This is a genomic window from Pseudoflavonifractor sp. SW1122, from assembly GCF_012027765.1.
Classification (GTDB): Bacteria; Bacillota; Clostridia; order Oscillospirales; family Oscillospiraceae; genus Enterenecus; species Enterenecus faecium.
In genome coordinates this window covers 1-15573 of sequence record NZ_SJOS01000058.1, presented here as the reverse complement: position 1 = coordinate 15573, position 15573 = coordinate 1, and the positions used below count along the sequence as shown (strand labels likewise).

The window sequence follows — 15573 nt, the reverse complement described above, 5'->3', positions numbered from 1 at the left end:
CTTACTTTCATTACTCAATGAAGGATTTCGCTCCCAGGTCCAGCTGTTTCTGGACAATCTGGGCCATCTCCTCCCCACCATAGTCGTTGGGAAGATACTGGAATAAGCGATCTCCTGAACGCAGCCACACACCATCCTCCTCCAGCCAAATGCTGGAGTGATAGTAGATGATACCATCCTCAGGCACAGAAATGTGCATCACTGCGTCCGGGTCTGCCGTGGGCAGTTCCGACTCCGTCACATGCTGGGCGCCGATGAGTCCGAAGATTACCGTCCGAGTTTCGTCGTGGTTCAGAATTTCAGACTGTGTAAAATCCACCGCATCGCCACCCTTGGGCACCCCAATGACCACCTGGTAGTCCGGCGGCTCATCTGGACGGGTGAGGAAATACACATTGCCCGCCGCCAGCGCCACCGCCACTACGGCCAGAATGGCAATGACCACCTGATATCCTCTCTTACTCTCCTTCATTATGCTCGCCTCCTCGTCCTTTAATATAGTTTTGTATCACCATTCTACCCTGGAATATCGGAGAAAAAAAGTCTGGCCCGGTGTCTCCATTCATGATATGATGAGAAAAGAGAGTTCTGACACACAACAGGCCCGGAGCATACGCTCCGGGCCTGTTTGCCTGGGTTACATCTTCATGCACCCAGCAGACCACCCACAGTATTGCGCCACCTTTTGTGGCTCGTGGGTGATGTCTCCATAGTATATGCTGGTTATAGGGTTTCCATCCAATCATCTGGAAAACCATAATACTTCATGTGTACAAACGGATACGTTTTTCCCAGCTGGATGATCTCTCGTTTCATTTTGGAGAAATCATTCGGTTTCAGCAGCCGCTTCATAATCAGTAAGAAGCCATATAGATGTTCGTTGTCTTCTGAGCCATCCGGTTTCCTCCGCAGCTGTCCCCGCTCCTTCTTGCTCAACCTGGGTTTCTGTTCAAACAAACGGTTATACAATCTGCTACTGTGGGCGCATAGATTTCGAATAATGGTCATCCGATGCATGAAATGCTCCATTAATTTCTCTCCGCTGGCTGTCAACCCCACAGCCTGGGCCACAGCTGTTTTCACATCACCGGGAGAGATGGCGTATAGCATGGACACATCCGATATGGTCAGCACATCCACATACGCCCACAGAGGAATATTCTCTTTTCTATCATCTAAAAAATGCTTGAGATATGCCTCATGGAGCCGCCGCCTCTGTTTCAACTGCTCCGCCTTGCTCAAAATGGCACTGTGCTTGTGCTGGTCAGAAAACAGAGCTGCATCCAGGTAACCTGTGGGTGGATAGCGCTTGGTAAACTCATATGCATAGATAGATTTCACTCTCACCTCTATGTTGTCCAAATATTTCAGAAGAATATGGCGGAAGTGATAGTCAAACTCATAAATGTCAATGATGTTCTGAACGCTCACAGAAGGATAAAACCGATCGTGTTTTCGCAAGGTGAGGGAATAGCCACTGACACGATAGTAATTATTTTCATATAAAAACTCCGCCGCCTTACCACGATCCGGGATGGAAAGTCCCCGGGACACCAGCAAGTCCATCTGTTCTTCAATGGTCTTAAACTCTTTGGTCGCCATGAAGATACCCCCAATAAACAGAACGCCCCCAAGTGTGCATACAGAAGCCAAATCGGCTTCTACAGAGGCCTGGGGGAGATGTTACATATATTTTAGTCCCTTTTTTTCATTCTGTCAAGGCTCCGGGCCTTGTTTTGCTTATTTGAATGCTGCCAGCACTTCCAAGCCCGCCGTCAGCCCCCGCAGGGCCAGCTCCAGCCCCATGCTGGGCTTATCCGGCTTGTCCAACACCTGCTGGGGCAGATACGGAATATGGACAAAGCCGCTCCTGGCTGCGGGCCTGTGTTGGGCCAGGTAGTGGGCCACTCCGTACATCACGTGGTTGCACACATAGGTCCCGGCGCTTTGGAGATGGCCGCAGGAACCCCAGCACGCCGCATAGCCTCCACCATCTCCTGGATGGGAAGGGTGGACAGATAGGCGTCCGGTCCCCCCTCTACAATGGGCACATTCCGGGGCTGATATCCCCCATTGTCCGGGATGGAGAAGTCGTCCACATTCACCGCTAAGCGCTCCACGGTGACAGCGCAGCGGCCCCCCGCCTGACCCACGCACACCACAGCATCAGGCCCATTTTTTTCAATAGCCCGTAAAGCCGCCTGTAAGCCTCCTGAGGCCGTCACAGGCAAGATGGCGGTATGGGGATATGGGAAGCGCCAATTTGAGCGTCCAGGGCCCTTACAAGCTCCATAGAGGGGTTGGTGGACTCGCCCCCGAAGGGCTCAAAGCCTGTGACAAGGATATTCATGGCTCATTCCCCCTTCAGCCGCTTCCACTCCCCCACCGCCAGCTCGTCACAGCGGTTGTTGTAGGGGTTGGAGGCGTGGCCCTTCACCCAGTGGAGATTGACGGTGTGGGTGTCGCACAGCCCCAGCAGCACCTCCCACAAATCGGCATTCAAAGCAGGTTTCTTGTCCGCCTTCACCCAGCCCCGGGCCTTCCAGCCCCGGGCCCACCCCTTTTGCAGGGCGTCGATGACATACTTGGAGTCGGAGTACAGCTCCACGATGCAGGGCTCGGTGAGGGCCTGGAGCCCCCGGATGACCCCGGTGAGCTCCATGCGGTTGTTGGTGGTGCTGCGCTCCCCGCCGCTGAGCTCCTTTTTGTGGGGCCCATACATGAGAATGCACCCCCAGCCGCCGGGTCCGGGATTTCCCGAGCAAGCGCCATCCGTATATAAAGTGACCGTTTTCATATAAAACTCCCTTATTTAGAAGAAAGCGCGCACAGTTTGTGCGCTCTTTGAAATTGACAAAGAAGTCTAAATACTTCTTTGTCGAAAGGATTGCATGCCGGATGTGGTTCGATTTCTTACGAAAAAGTCACCCCATCCGTCATGAGAAGTGTCATTTCCGATGCGCATGTCCCCGGAAATGACATGATTTCATTTTATTCCGTCACCTGCGGGTGACGGAACTCTGCGAGGCTTTTTATCTAAAAATTTCCGTCTTTTGTGAGAAAGAGCGCACAGTTTGTGCGCTCTTTCTGTTTGTAAAAATTTGTTATTCTTGGACTTCCACAGCTTCCACAGAGTTTTCCACATCTGTTGAAGTGTCGGTGTCAGCGGCCTCCTCGGGGGCCTTGTCGGCCAGAGCCAGGGCGATGACCTGGTCCCCCTCCTCCTTGAAGCGCATGACGATGACGCCCTGGGTGGAGCGGCCCGCCAGACGGATGCCGTCCACGTCGGTGCGGATGAGGGTGCCGGACTGGGTGACCACGATGATGTCCTCGCTGCCGTCCACCACCTTGATGCCCACCACGGGTCCGGTCTTATCCGTCACCATGTAGTTGCGGATGCCCAGACCGCCGCGGCGGGTGTGTCGGTACTCCTCCACGGCGGTGCGCTTGCCGTAGCCGTTCTGGGTGATGGACAGAACCGCCTTGCCGGGGGTGGCCCGGGCAGCGCCCACCACGTAGTCCCCTTCCTTCAGGCGGATGCCCCGCACGCCCACGGCGGTGCGGCCCATGACCCGGACGTCGGTCTCGGCAAAGCAGATGGCCTGTCCGTCATGGGTGGCGATGAGGATGTTTCTCGTGCCGTCGGTCTCCCGCACGGTGATGAGCTCGTCCCCGTCCTCCAGGGTGATGACCCTCAGGCCGTTGTTGCGCAGGTTGCGCAGGGCGTCCATGGCAATGCGCTTGACGGTGCCGTTGCGGGTCATCATCACCAGATAGCGGTCCTGAGCGGTGAGGTCCCGGGTGTGAATCATCTCGGTGACCCGCTCGTCCCCGTCCACCTGGAGGACGTTGACAATGTTGGTGCCCCGGGCAGTGCGGCCCGCCTCGGCAATCTGATAGCCCTTCTTGCGGAACACCCGGCCCTTGTCGGTGAAGAAGAGAATCCAGTCGTGGGTGGAGGCGGTGAACACGGTGTTCACGTAGTCCTCCTCCCGGGTGGCCATGCCCTTCTTGCCCATGCCGCCCTTGCCCTGGGCGGCGTACTCGCTGGCGGAGGTGCGCTTGATGTAGCCGTTGGCGGTCATGGTGAACACGCACTGCTCCTCCACAATCAGGTCCTCAATGTCCAAATCGTCCTCGGCAAAGCCGATCTCGGTGCGGCGCTCGTCGCCGTACTTGTCCCGGATCTGGATGAGCTCCTCTTTCAGCACGCCCCGCAGCATGGTCTCGTCAGAGAGCAGCTGGTTGTAGTAGGCGATGCGGGCCTGGAGTTCGTCGAACTCGGCTTGCAGCTTCTCCCGGTCCAGACCCTGCAACGCCTTCAGGCGCATGTCCAGAATGGCCTGGGCCTGGACGTCGTCCAGCCCGAAGCGCTCCATCAGCTTCTCCTTGGCGTCGTCGTAGCTGGAGCGGATGATACGGATGACCTCGTCAATGTTGTCCTGGGCGATGAGCAGACCGCGCAGCAGGTGGGCCCGCTCCTGGGCCTTTTTCAGGTCGTACTGGGTGCGCCGGGTGAGCACTTCCTCCTGGAAGGCGATGTACTCGTCCAGAATCTGGCGCAGGGTGAGAATTTTGGGCTGCTTCTGGTTGTTCACCAGAGCCAGCAGAATGACGCCGAAGGTGGTCTGCATCTGGGTCTGGGCAAACAGCCGGTTCAGGGTGACCTGGGGATTGGCGTCCTTTTTCAGCTCGATGACAATGCGCATGCCCTTCTTGCCGTCGGACTCGTCCCGCAGCCCGGAGATGCCCTCCAGACGCTTGTCCTTCACCTGATCGGCAATGTTCTCCACCAGGCGGGACTTGTTGACCTGGTAGGGCAGCTCGGTGACGATGATGCGGGTGCGGCCGTTGCCGAACTCCTCCATCTCGGTGCGGGCCCGCACCTTGATGTGGCCCTTGCCGGTGGCGTAGGCGGCCCGGATGCCAGCCCGTCCCATGATGACACCCCGGGTGGGGAAGTCGGGGCCCTTGATGTGCTCCATCAGGTCGTCCAGGGTGGCGTGCTCGTTGTCCAGCACGCAGATGGTGGCGTCAATGACCTCCCGCAGATTGTGGGGCGGGATGTTGGTGGTCATGCCCACGGCGATGCCGGAAGAGCCGTTGACCAGCAGGTTGGGGAACCGGGAGGGGAGCACCCGGGGCTCTTTCAGGGACTCGTCGAAGTTGGGGTCCCAGTCCACGGTGTCCTTGTCGATGTCCCGCAGCATCTCGTTGCACATCTTGGACATGCGGGCCTCGGTGTAACGGTAGGCGGCCGGGGGGTCGCCGTCCACGGAACCGAAGTTGCCGTGGCCGTCCACCAGGGGATAGCGCATGGAGAAGTCCTGGGCCAGACGCACCATGGCGTCGTACACGGAGGCGTCGCCGTGGGGGTGATACTTACCCAGCACGTCGCCCACGCAGGTGGCGGACTTCTTAAAGGGCTTGTCGCTGGTCAGGCCGCTCTCGTACATGGAGTAGAGGATGCGGCGGTGCACCGGCTTCAGGCCGTCCCGCACGTCGGGCAGGGCACGGCCCACGATGACGGACATGGCGTACTCGATGTACGCATTTTCCATCTCGTGTTCCAAATTGATCTCTACAATTTTCTGGTCGGGAAAGGTAATGTCCCGACTCTGGTAATCTTCTTTGTTTGCCATGGATGCAATCTCCTCAATAGTCCAGGTTCATGGCCTTGTCGGCGTTGCGCTCAATGTATTCCCGACGGGGCTCCACTTTCTCGCCCATGAGCAGGGTGAAGATCTCGTCGGCCCGCACGGCGTCCTCCAGGGTGATGCGCTTGAGGGTGCGGGTCTCCGGGTTCATGGTGGTCTCCCACAGCTCGTGGGGGTCCATCTCGCCCAAGCCCTTGAAGCGGCTGATGTCCACCTTGGCGTTGGGGTTGTCCCCACGCATCTCGGCGGAGATCTTGTCCCGCTCCTGATCGGTGAAGGCCACCCGGGTCACCTTGCCCCGGGTGAGCTTGTACAGGGGGGGCACGGCGGCGTACACATAGCCCCGGTCAATGAGGGGGCGCATGAAGCGGAAGAAGAAGGTCAAAAGCAGGGTACGGATGTGGGCGCCGTCCACGTCGGCATCGGCCATGATGACCACCTTGTGGTAGCGCAGCTTCTCCTCGTCGAACTCGTCCCCCAGACCGGCGCCCAGGGCGGTGATGACGGGGGTGAGCTTGTCGTTGCCGTACACCTTGTCCGCCCGGGCCTTCTCCACGTTGAGCATCTTGCCCCATAGGGGGAGAATGGCCTGGAAGCGGGAGTCTCGGCCCTGCTTGGCAGAGCCGCCAGCGGAGTCACCCTCCACGATGTAGATTTCGGTCAAAGCGGGGTCCCGCTCGTAGCAGTCGGCCAGCTTGCCGGGGAGGGTGGCACCCTCCAGGGCGTTCTTGCGGCGGATGTTTTCCCGGGCGCGGCGGGCGGCTTCCCGGGCCCGGTTGGCCATCATGGCCTTTTCCAGGATGGTGCGGCCCACCACGGGGTTCTCCTCCAAAAACTGCTCCAGCTTGTCGGACACCACGGCGTTGACCAGGGTGCGGATTTCGCTGTTGCCCAGCTTGGCCTTGGTCTGGCCCTCGAACTGGGCCTCGGTGAGCTTGACGGAAATGACGCAGGTCAGGCCCTCCCGGCAGTCCTCGCCGGAGACCTTGTCGTCTCCCTTCAAAAGGCCCGCCTTCTTGCCGTAGGCGTTGAGCACGTTGGTGAGGGCCCGCTTAAAGCCCTCCTCGTGCATGCCGCCCTCGGGGGTGTGCACGTTGTTGGCAAAGGAGACGATGATCTCGTTGTAGCTGTCGTTGTATTGCAGGGCGATCTCCGCCATGGAGTCGTCCTTGGTGCCCGACATGTAGATGACCTCTTCATGCAGGGCGGTCTTGTTCTTGTTGATGAAGGTGACAAACTCCCGGATGCCGCCCTGGTAGCACATGGACTCCTCTTGCTCCTGGCCGCTTCTGCGGTCGGCCATGAGGATGTGGATGCCGGCATTCAAGAAGGCCTGCTCCCGCATGCGCTTGTGGAGGATCTCGTAGTCGTACACGGTGTCCTCGAACATCTCCGGGTCGGGCTTAAACACCACCTCGGTGCCGGTGTGGTCGGTGGTGCCGATGATGGTCATTTCCTGGGTGATGTTGCCCCGGGAGAACTTCATCTCGTAGATGTTCCCGTTCTTGTGCACCCGCACCTCCAGCCACTGGGACAGGGCGTTTACCACGCTGGCGCCCACGCCGTGGAGGCCGCCGGAGACCTTGTAGCCGCCGCCGCCGAACTTGCCGCCGGCGTGGAGGACGGTGTACACCACCTCCAGGGCGGGCCGCCCGGTCTGGGGCTGGATGTCCACGGGGATGCCGCGGCCGTTGTCGGTGACCCGGATGACGTCGCCGTCCAGAATCTCCACGGTGATGGTATCGCAGTACCCGGCCAGGGCCTCGTCGATGGCGTTGTCCACGATCTCATACACCAGGTGGTGGAGACCGGAGGACGAGGTGGAGCCGATGTACATGCCCGGGCGCTTGCGGACCGCCTCCAGCCCCTCCAGGACCTGAATCTCGGACGCGCCGTATTCGTGCTCCACGGCGGTGGGGCTGTGTTCCATATGTTCTGACATTGCTAGTTCCTCCCGAAAAACGTTGGTTCAAAGGTAAACTTCCGTTGTAGGGGCGGGGCTTGCCCCGCCCAAAGTGTCCCTGGCATGGCCCTGTTTCCTGCGGGAGGGGCAAGCCCCTCCCCTACGCAGATCCTCCGCCCAGGACTTTATTCAAAATCCGTGCCGCTTCAGCGGCACACCTTACTTATTCACTCTTCACTATTCACTCTTCACTGGGCTTCACGGCCCACGGGCCCATATTGGCCCGTTTCGCCAGCGTGGCAGCGCTCAACTGGGAGAGAAACACCACTTCCTCCCCCTCCTCCGTCTCACACAGGATGAAGGAGCGAGGCAGGTCTTCCCCCACAGAGATCACCCGTCCCTCCTCCTCAGCCCGGTCCAAAAAGGCCCGGGTGCGGTGGGACCAGGTGGTGTTGTCCAAGTCGAAGATGCCCACCAGGTCCTCCTCGGGCACCATGACTTGTTGTCCCATATACAGATACACAGCCCTTACTCCTCCTGTAATGCCCCTTGGCAGATGTGAAACACCTTGCCCTGCTCCAAAAGCTCCTCCTTCTCCACCTCACAGCAGGTGATAAACACCTGCCCCGTGGGGATGCGGTTGAGGACAAACTCCTGCCGCCGCCGGTCCAGCTCCGAGAGCACGTCGTCCAGCAGCAGCACCGGCCATTGCCCGGTGTCCTGGAACATGATGTCCCGGGCCGCCAGCTTCAAGGCCAGGGCGGCGGTACGGGTCTGCCCCTGGGAGGCAAAGCCCTTGGCGGACTGGCCGTTGATGTCCAGCACCAGGTCGTCCTTGTGGGGCCCGGACAGACAGCTGCGGCTGTGAATCTCCGCCTGTTTGTGGCGCTCCATGTGGTCCAGCAGCTGCTCCAAAATCACTTTTGGGGCGGCTAAGGGGTCGGTGACGGTGGACACGGTGTGGTAAGAAAGGTCCAGCACCTCCCCGCCCCCGGAACAGTCGGCGTGGATGGCAGGGGCAGTCTCCTGGAGCCTCTTGACAAAATGAGCCCGGTAGTGGATGAGAATGGCCCCATACTCCGCCATCTGCTGGGAAAAGGCGTCCAGGGCGTACATCAGCGAGGGCTTCTCCCCGCAGTCCCGTAAAATCCGGGTCTTGTGCTCCCACAGCCGCCGATAGTTGGACAGGGCCATGGCATACCGGGGGCGCAGCTGACAGATGCAGTCGTTTAAAAACCGACGCCGCACCCCGGCCCCCTCCCGGATGAGGTGCAGGTCCTCCGGGCAAAAGAGCACCGAGGGCAGCAGCCCCGACAGCTCCCCCAGGGTCTTGAGCCCCACCCCGTTGCAGGTAAACTTCCGCCGGGCCCCCACGGGCAGCTGGGCGTCCAGCACCAGCTCCCGCTGGCCGTTCCAGAGCTTCCCCGTCACCCGGGCCCGGTCGCAGCCAAACTGCACCAGCTCCCGGTGATTTCTCGCCCGGTGGGACCCGCCGGAGGAGAGATAGCCGATGGCCTCCAACAAATTGGTCTTGCCCTGGGCGTTCTCCCCCACGATGACGTTGACCCCCCCGTGGAAGTCTGCCTCCAGGTGGGTGTAGTTGCGGAAGTGCTCTAAGGTGAGCCGCTGGACGGTCATTCCACCGTCAGCTCCAGCTGCCCATCCACCTCCACCACGTCGCCGGGGCGGATTTTCTTGCCCCGCATGGTGCAGGTCTCGCCGTTGACCTTCACCAGACCGTCCTGGACGATCTGCTTGGCCTCACCGCCGGTGGCCACGGCGTTGGCAAACTTCAAAAGAGAGTCCAGCTTGATGAACTCGGTGGTGATCGTAATATTATCCTTTTTCATATAGCTTCTCCTTAAAAACGCCAAATGGACCGCAGAAAATGAATAATGAATAACGAATAATGAATAATTGTGGTGTGCCGCAAGGCGGCACAGATTTCATGTTCGAATGCAGCTATCTCAACCGGGGGCAGGGGCCGGGCTTGCCCGGCCCGCTGGTGCCCTGGCCTTGCCCTGGGAGATTTGGGAGGGGCAAGCCCCTCCCCTACCCACCGCATTGCAAGAAACGCTGCAAGGTTTAGGGCCTGCATTCTTCATTTTTCACTCTTCACTCTTCATTAAATATACACCCATGGTGTATATTTATTCCCCTGCTTTCAGCCGCACCGGCAGAATCATATACAGGAAGTTATCAGGCTCCCCATCCTTGGGCAGCAGCAGGCAGGGGGAGGTGGGGGTACCCAGCTCCATGCGCACCTCCTGGGCGGGGGCGGCCTTCACCGCTTCCATTAAATACCGGTTGTTGAAGCCGATCTCCAGCCCCTGGCCGTCTCCGGCGATGGGGCAGCGGTCAAAGGCGGAGCCGATGGCGGTTCTGGAAGAAATAGCCAGAGAGCCGTCCTCAAATTTGCACCGCAGGGGGCTCTTCAGCTTATCATTGATAATGAGAGAGGCGCGGTCAATGGACAATTGCAGCATAGAGGTGTCCACATACAGGGAAATGGGGTTATTTTGGGGGATGGTCTGGCGATAATTGAGGAATTCGCCCTCCAGACGCCGGGACACCAGCAGGGTCTGACCCACCTGGAAGGTGACGTGGCGGTCACCCAGAGTGACGATCACCTCGTCGTCGCAGTCGGCGCAGATGCGCTCCACTTCGGTCAAAGCGTTACCAGGAACCACAAAAGAGAAGGTATTCATGCCAAATTTGCGGATAAAAGTTTCTCTTCTCAGGGCCAGGCGGTAGCCGTCCACCGCCACCAGGGTCAGGGTGGTGTCCTCCACTTCAAAGAGGGCGCCGGTGTGGACGGGCCGGGACTCGTTGGTGCTCACGGCAAAGAGCACCTGGGAGAGCATGGACCGGAGGGCGGACTGGGTCAGGGTGACGGAACTGCCGTCGTCCACGGCGGGCAGCTCGGGAAATTCGTCGGCGGGGCTGCCCATGATGTCAAACGAGGTGGGTCCACAGGCAATGTGGACGGAATTTCCCTCGGTGGACACGGTGATCATGTCGTCGGGCAGCTTTCGGATGATCTCACCAAACAGTCTTGCCGACAAAATCAGAGAACCGGGCTGGGTGACCTGGGCGTCCACCCGGGTGATGATGCCGGTTTCCAAATTGTATCCAGACAGGCGCAGACCTTCGGTGGAGGCCTCCACTAAGATGCCTTCCAGAGCAGAAATGGTGCTTTTGGTGGCGACCACTCGCCCTGCGATCAATACTGCTGACTGTAAAATGGCTTTTTCACAGGAAAATTTCATGGTGTGCATCCTTTCTCGTTTCCCCGCCAAAAAGAGAGGAAAGGTTTAAAAAAATCGTAGTAGGCAGTAGGGGGTGCGGAAGCTGTGGAGATTTCCACAACGCTTACGGCCCCAAGGGTTTCCGGGTTTTGAAAACTTCCACACAGCTTCCACAGCCTCCATAGGGGACCATGGGGCATAGGGGACCTCCACAGCCTTCCACACCACAGTCCGCAAGATTGTGGAAAACTCGGTTGAAGTTGTGGAAGCTGAAGGCCATGCCATGCACGCATGTCATGGAGGGGGTTGCAGACCGCTTCCGTCGTACTCGCCTACGCTGGCACGCTTGCGGTCTGAGCGGTGTATGTTCCCATGCACATGTCCTGGGAAACTACGAGATTTCAATTTATGTTCCCGCCTGCGGGCGGAAACACTCTGCCGAGGGCTTTTTTTCCCATTTACCAGGCCGAATTGACGGCGTTGGTGATGTCCCGGATGATCTCGGTGAGCTCAGGCTGCTCTTTCATCATCTTCTCCACCCGGTTGATGGAGTTGAGGACGGTGGAGTGGTGACGGCCGCCGAACTGCTGGCCGATCTCCGCCAGAGACAGCTGGGTCATCTCACGAATAATATACATGGCCACGTTACGGGCGGTGGTGATCTCCTTGTTCTGGCTCTGGCCCCGCAGGGCGTCGCTGTCCAGCTCGTAGAACCGGGCCACCTCCTGGATGATGGTCTCCGCCGAGGGCAAAAAGTCCTCTTTGGCTCGGAGAATGTCCCGCACCGCCCGGATGGTGTTCTCCACATCCACCTGGGCGCCCATCAGCTCCTGGAAGGCCATGATCTTGTTGACCACGCCCTCAATTTGCCGCACGTTGGAGGTGATGTTTTCCGCCACGTAGGACAGCACCGGGTCGGGGAGTACAATGCCCCGCTCCAGAGACTTGTTTTTCAGAATGGCCATACGGGTCTCGTAGTCCGGGGGCTGAATGTCCGCGGGGAGGCCCTGCTCAAATCGGGTCTTCAGACGCTGCTCTAAGCGCAGCATCTCCTGGGGCGGGCGGTCGGAGGTGAAGACGATCTGTTTTTTCTGCTCATACAGGGTATTAAAGGTGTGGAACAGCTCCTCCTCGCTGGAGTCCTTGCCGGCGATGAACTGCACGTCGTCCATCAAAAACAGGTCCACCGTCCGATACTTGTCCCGGAAGCCCTGCATGTCGTTGCCGTGGCGCAAATTCGAGATGAGCTCGTTGACGAAGTCCTCGCTTTTGATGTACATGATCCGGTAGTTGGGGTGGTTTTCCCGCACCCGGTTGGCAATGGCGTGGAGCAAGTGGGTCTTGCCCAGCCCCGACTGGCCGTAGATGAACAGGGGGTTGTAGGCCCCGCCCGGCTCGTTGGCCACCTTCACAGCGGCGGTGAAGGCGAATTTGTTGGTGGAGCCCACCACAAATCGGTCGAAGGTGTACTCCTGGAAGGCGGGGTCCCCGGGCTGGGTGGGTCCGGCCTTGCGGTACTGGTCCCGCTCCTGGGGGAGCATCAGGGTCACCGCCACGTCAAAGGAGAACAGCTCCCGAAGTCCGTTTTCCACCGCGGTCAAAAACCGGGTGCGGATGATGTTGCGCTTAAATTCGGTGGGGACGCAGAGAATGAGGCCGCTCTCATCCAGAGCCACCGCCTCCACGTCGCCAAACCAGGTTTCGATGGACACGGCGGTCATGTCCTTCTCCATCAAAGTCTTTACTTTTTCCCATACGTCAGCAGCTGACTTCATGGCATGAGCCTCCTCAAACAAAACAAGAGAGTATTTCAGCCTTCCGCCCAGGGGTGCGGAAAAACAGGCCGCTAAATGGGAAACCAGAGCTTCCGGTGGGTGTAGCGGCACACATCTCATACACAGATTGCCCCAAAGGCGCAAAAAACCGTTCCCCTGGTCGTGGGCCGGGACTTTGGAGGCAAGCGCCAAAGCCCCGGTGGGTATCACCGGGGAAGCAGGAGAGCATGAGCATTGTGGATTGGTAACAAGCATTATATCAAAAAAAACGCCAAAGGGCAATTCTATATTTATATTGTAGCAGAAAAATTTCCACACTTTCTCCACAAATTGCGGAAAAACGGATGGTGTTGTTAAAAGGAAAAAATACCAACACAACATCTTGTGTTACCCAATTCTTGCGAAAAAAGATTGGAATTTTTCTTGACAGAAGGGGTAGATTTGGGTATAATTTCGTGTGCGCTATTGAGCGCATTGATTTTACCGACCGCATCCCACACGGGATGTTGTGGAGGGCGGCACAGCCCCCGTAAGGGCTTTGTGCTTTGCCAATCTGTACAGGAGGTGTTTCCGCATGGTTCGTACCTATCAGCCCAAGAAGCGTCATCGCTCCAAGGTCCATGGTTTCCGTAAGCGCATGGCCACTGCCAACGGCCGCAAGGTTCTGGCTCGCCGTCGTGCCAAGGGCCGCGTCCGTCTCACCCACTGATGGTGGCAACAGCGGCAACATCGGATATATGTGAATAAAGCAGGGGCGCGGGAGTAATCCCTCGCCCCTACATTCATATGGAGACCTTCCTCATGCCTCTGGGATGGATGGAAATGTCTCCTATGGGTGCCTTAGAATTTACTTTTTCATCATTCCGATGTTCCAACCCTGATGAAGGGAGTTTTTTTGTGAAATACACGGTATCGTTAAAGGAAAACCACATCTTCCGCCGTCTCTACCGCAAGGGCAACACCGCCGCAGACAGCCGTTTGGCCATCTACGTGCGGCGCAACGGACGGCCCGGCAATCGGCTGGGCCTCACCGTGTCCACCAAGGTGGGACATGCTGTGGTGCGCAATCGGCTGCGCCGCCGCCTGCGGGAGATTTACCGCCTGCATGAGCACCAGCTGGTGCGGGGGGTGGACCTGGTGGTGGTGGCCCGGGTGCGGGCCGGTTCCTCGTACTACCGACAGCTGGAGGAGTCCTTTGTGCGGCTGTGCCGCAAGCTGAATCTGGTGGAGAAGTGAGAGAATGAAACAGATTTTGCTGTTTCTGGTGCGGTATTACCGCAAGAACATCTCCCCCACCCGGCCTCCCAGCTGCCGCTTTATTCCCACCTGCTCCACCTATGCCCTTCAGGCCATTGAGGTCCACGGGGCGCTCAAGGGTGGACTGTTGGCGGCGTGGCGGGTGCTGCGCTGCCATCCATTTCACAAGGAAAAAGGCTTCATCTACGACCCCGTACCACCGAAAAAAACTCGATTATCCAGGAGGTAACACATGGATATCTGGCAAATCCTCATGACGCCCTTTAGCTGGCTGCTGGAGACCTTCTGTCGGGTCTTTAATAGCTACGGCGTTGCCCTGATCGTCTTTACCCTGGTGGTGAAAGTCATCCTCTTCCCCCTGTCTCTGAAGGGCAAGAAGAGCATGATCAAGATGAATCTGCTCAACAGCCAGGTCAAAGAGATTCAGCAGCGCTGCGGCAGCGACCGGGAGCGTTATAGTCAGGAGGTCAACAAGCTCTATGCGGACAACCAGGTCAGCCCCATGGGCGGCTGCGGTTGGTCCCTCATCCCTCTGGCCATCCTGATGCCTCTGTATGCCATCATCCGCCGACCCCTCAAGTATTTGATGGGTCTGAGCGATGCAGGCACCACCGCTGTGGCCAACGCCCTGGGCCTGGCTGGCTTCCAGGCTGGCTCCGGTTACGGCGAGCTGACCCTGGCTTCCCTGATCAATAGCGACCAAGCGGTATCAGCCGCAACGACTGCGGCTGGTGTGTCAACTGGCACCATCTTTGTCATCAACTTTAACTTCCTGGGCCTGGACCTGTCCCAGATCCCCAACTGGAAGTTCTGGGACGGCGGCATTACCCCCAACTCTGTGGGCCTGTTCCTGCTGCCCGTCATCTCCGCCTGCCTGTCCCTGCTGTCCATGATCGTGTCCCAGCGCACCAACCAGATGAACGCAGACCAGAAGCCCGCCGGCATGAACTCCATGATGATCATGAGCCCCCTGATCTCTCTGTGGATCGGCTTTGCCATGCCCGCCGGCTTGTGTGTGTACTGGATTGCCAACTCCCTGTTCATGATGGTGCAGGAAGTCATCTGCGGCAAGATCCTCAAGAAGGACTATGAGGCCGCCCAGCGCCAGATCGCCCAGCAGGCCGCCCGTGCCAAGGAGGCCGAGAAGGAGCGCCGCCGCCAGGCCGCCCAGCGCAAGGCGGAGGCTCTGGCTGCCAACAAGGGCAAGAAGGTCAAGGAGAAGAAGAGCAAGGGCGTGGACGTCACCGCCAGCCGGGAGGGTATGCGTACCTATGCCCGTGGCCGTGCCTACGACCCCAACCGCTACCCCATCACCCCTTATGTGGACCCCAACCCCGTCCGCCACACGGTGGAAGAGGATGTGGAGCCGGAGGAGACCGAGCCTGTGGTGGAGAAGAAGGACACCACCACCCCGGTGATTCCCCCCGTGGTGCCCGAGGCCGTGGAGGCCGACCAGGACCTGGACCAGGATGGGGAGTATGAGGAGGCCTACGCCCCCGAGAGCGAAGAGCAAGACCCCAAGGGCTAAGGAAGGAGTGCACCATCGTGCTGAAGTTTATTGAAGTAACCGGCAAGAATGAGGACGAGGCCATTGCCAAGGGTCTGGCCCAGCTGGGTCTGGACCGGGACGATGTGTCTCTGGAGATTTTGGAGCGAGGCAAGACCGGCTTTTTGGGCATCGGTTCTGTGCCCGCCAAGGTAAAGCTCACCTACGAGGCCCCCGATGAGGCCCC

The 15573-nt window shown here is 58.7% G+C and carries 15 protein-coding genes and 1 pseudogene; 5 read left to right on the top strand and 11 right to left on the bottom strand.

Annotation, left to right across the window (positions count from 1 at the left end; translation table 11 throughout):
- Positions 1–10 precede the first annotated feature (10 nt).
- From E0L15_RS10835 to dnaA, 11 genes and pseudogenes are all read right to left on the bottom strand, one after another.
- Complete coding sequence (locus E0L15_RS10835; protein ID WP_168125601.1) at positions 11–472, bottom strand: hypothetical protein; 462 nt, start codon at positions 470–472, stop codon at positions 11–13.
- 251 nt (positions 473–723) lie between these two features.
- On the bottom strand, positions 724–1602 hold the full coding sequence (locus E0L15_RS10830) for an Abi family protein (protein ID WP_168125600.1): 879 nt from the start codon (positions 1600–1602) through the stop codon (positions 724–726).
- 138 nt (positions 1603–1740) lie between these two features.
- A pseudogene (locus tag E0L15_RS10825) lies at positions 1741–2225 on the bottom strand (pyroglutamyl-peptidase I).
- 128 nt (positions 2226–2353) lie between these two features.
- The gene (gene rnhA, locus E0L15_RS10820; RefSeq protein WP_168125599.1) at positions 2354–2797 is read right to left on the bottom strand and encodes a ribonuclease HI; all 444 of its coding nucleotides are present in this window, start codon (positions 2795–2797) and stop codon (positions 2354–2356) included.
- 307 nt (positions 2798–3104) lie between these two features.
- Positions 3105–5642 carry a DNA gyrase subunit A gene (gene gyrA, locus E0L15_RS10815; RefSeq protein ID WP_206020626.1) on the bottom strand — a complete coding sequence of 846 codons (2538 nt, stop codon included), beginning with the start codon at positions 5640–5642 and terminating at the stop codon, positions 3105–3107.
- A 13-nt stretch (positions 5643–5655) separates the two neighbouring features.
- Positions 5656–7599 carry a DNA topoisomerase (ATP-hydrolyzing) subunit B gene (gene gyrB / locus E0L15_RS10810; RefSeq protein WP_168125598.1) on the bottom strand — a complete coding sequence of 648 codons (1944 nt, stop codon included), beginning with the start codon at positions 7597–7599 and terminating at the stop codon, positions 5656–5658.
- Positions 7600–7801: 202 nt separating this feature from the next.
- Positions 7802–8083 (bottom strand): extracellular matrix/biofilm biosynthesis regulator RemA family protein, encoded by a 282-nt coding sequence (locus E0L15_RS10805; RefSeq protein ID WP_168125597.1) that lies wholly within the window; start codon positions 8081–8083, stop codon positions 7802–7804.
- A gap of 5 nt (positions 8084–8088) precedes the next feature.
- Complete coding sequence (gene recF, locus E0L15_RS10800) at positions 8089–9198, bottom strand: DNA replication/repair protein RecF (RefSeq protein ID WP_168125596.1); 1110 nt, start codon at positions 9196–9198, stop codon at positions 8089–8091.
- Positions 9195–9410: an RNA-binding S4 domain-containing protein gene (locus tag E0L15_RS10795; RefSeq protein WP_087234149.1), complete on the bottom strand. Its 216-nt coding sequence runs from the start codon at positions 9408–9410 to the stop codon at positions 9195–9197. Before E0L15_RS10795 ends, recF begins: the two co-directional genes overlap by 4 nt.
- A 300-nt stretch (positions 9411–9710) precedes the next feature.
- A complete protein-coding gene (gene dnaN, locus E0L15_RS10790) occupies positions 9711–10829 on the bottom strand; it encodes a DNA polymerase III subunit beta (RefSeq protein WP_087234167.1) in 1119 nt (372 codons plus the stop codon).
- Between the two features lie 437 nt (positions 10830–11266).
- On the bottom strand, positions 11267–12583 hold the full coding sequence (gene dnaA, locus E0L15_RS10785; RefSeq protein WP_168125595.1) for a chromosomal replication initiator protein DnaA: 1317 nt from the start codon (positions 12581–12583) through the stop codon (positions 11267–11269).
- 574 nt (positions 12584–13157) lie between these two features.
- Here dnaA and rpmH point away from each other — a divergent pair.
- The 5 genes from rpmH to E0L15_RS10760 form a co-directional block, all read left to right on the top strand.
- A complete protein-coding gene (gene rpmH / locus E0L15_RS10780) occupies positions 13158–13292 on the top strand; it encodes a 50S ribosomal protein L34 (protein WP_087234145.1) in 135 nt (44 codons plus the stop codon).
- Between the two features lie 188 nt (positions 13293–13480).
- Positions 13481–13819: a ribonuclease P protein component gene (rnpA, locus tag E0L15_RS10775; RefSeq protein WP_087371117.1), complete on the top strand. Its 339-nt coding sequence runs from the start codon at positions 13481–13483 to the stop codon at positions 13817–13819.
- A 4-nt stretch (positions 13820–13823) separates the two neighbouring features.
- Entirely contained in the window at positions 13824–14069 is a 246-nt protein-coding gene (gene yidD / locus E0L15_RS10770) for a membrane protein insertion efficiency factor YidD (protein ID WP_087234141.1), read from the top strand.
- A gap of 3 nt (positions 14070–14072) precedes the next feature.
- Positions 14073–15368, top strand: a complete 1296-nt coding sequence (locus E0L15_RS10765; protein ID WP_168125594.1) for a YidC/Oxa1 family membrane protein insertase — start codon at positions 14073–14075, stop codon at positions 15366–15368.
- Between the two features lie 17 nt (positions 15369–15385).
- Positions 15386–15573 (top strand): Jag N-terminal domain-containing protein (locus E0L15_RS10760; RefSeq protein WP_347565999.1); only part of this gene is annotated, 188 nt, incomplete at its 3' end.

Coding starts and splice junctions, on each gene's coding strand:
- E0L15_RS10765 (WP_168125594.1), top strand. CDS start 14,073: ATGGATATCTGGCAAATCCTCATGACGCCCTTTAGCTGGCTGCTGGAG.
- rnhA (WP_168125599.1), bottom strand. CDS start 2,797: ATGAAAACGGTCACTTTATATACGGATGGCGCTTGCTCGGGAAATCCC.
- yidD (WP_087234141.1), top strand. CDS start 13,824: ATGAAACAGATTTTGCTGTTTCTGGTGCGGTATTACCGCAAGAACATC.
- E0L15_RS10830 (WP_168125600.1), bottom strand. CDS start 1,602: ATGGCGACCAAAGAGTTTAAGACCATTGAAGAACAGATGGACTTGCTG.
- E0L15_RS10795 (WP_087234149.1), bottom strand. CDS start 9,410: ATGAAAAAGGATAATATTACGATCACCACCGAGTTCATCAAGCTGGAC.
- gyrA (WP_206020626.1), bottom strand. CDS start 5,642: ATGGCAAACAAAGAAGATTACCAGAGTCGGGACATTACCTTTCCCGAC.
- rpmH (WP_087234145.1), top strand. CDS start 13,158: ATGGTTCGTACCTATCAGCCCAAGAAGCGTCATCGCTCCAAGGTCCAT.
- recF (WP_168125596.1), bottom strand. CDS start 9,198: ATGACCGTCCAGCGGCTCACCTTAGAGCACTTCCGCAACTACACCCAC.
- gyrB (WP_168125598.1), bottom strand. CDS start 7,599: ATGTCAGAACATATGGAACACAGCCCCACCGCCGTGGAGCACGAATAC.
- E0L15_RS10835 (WP_168125601.1), bottom strand. CDS start 472: ATGAAGGAGAGTAAGAGAGGATATCAGGTGGTCATTGCCATTCTGGCC.
- dnaA (WP_168125595.1), bottom strand. CDS start 12,583: ATGAAGTCAGCTGCTGACGTATGGGAAAAAGTAAAGACTTTGATGGAG.
- dnaN (WP_087234167.1), bottom strand. CDS start 10,829: ATGAAATTTTCCTGTGAAAAAGCCATTTTACAGTCAGCAGTATTGATC.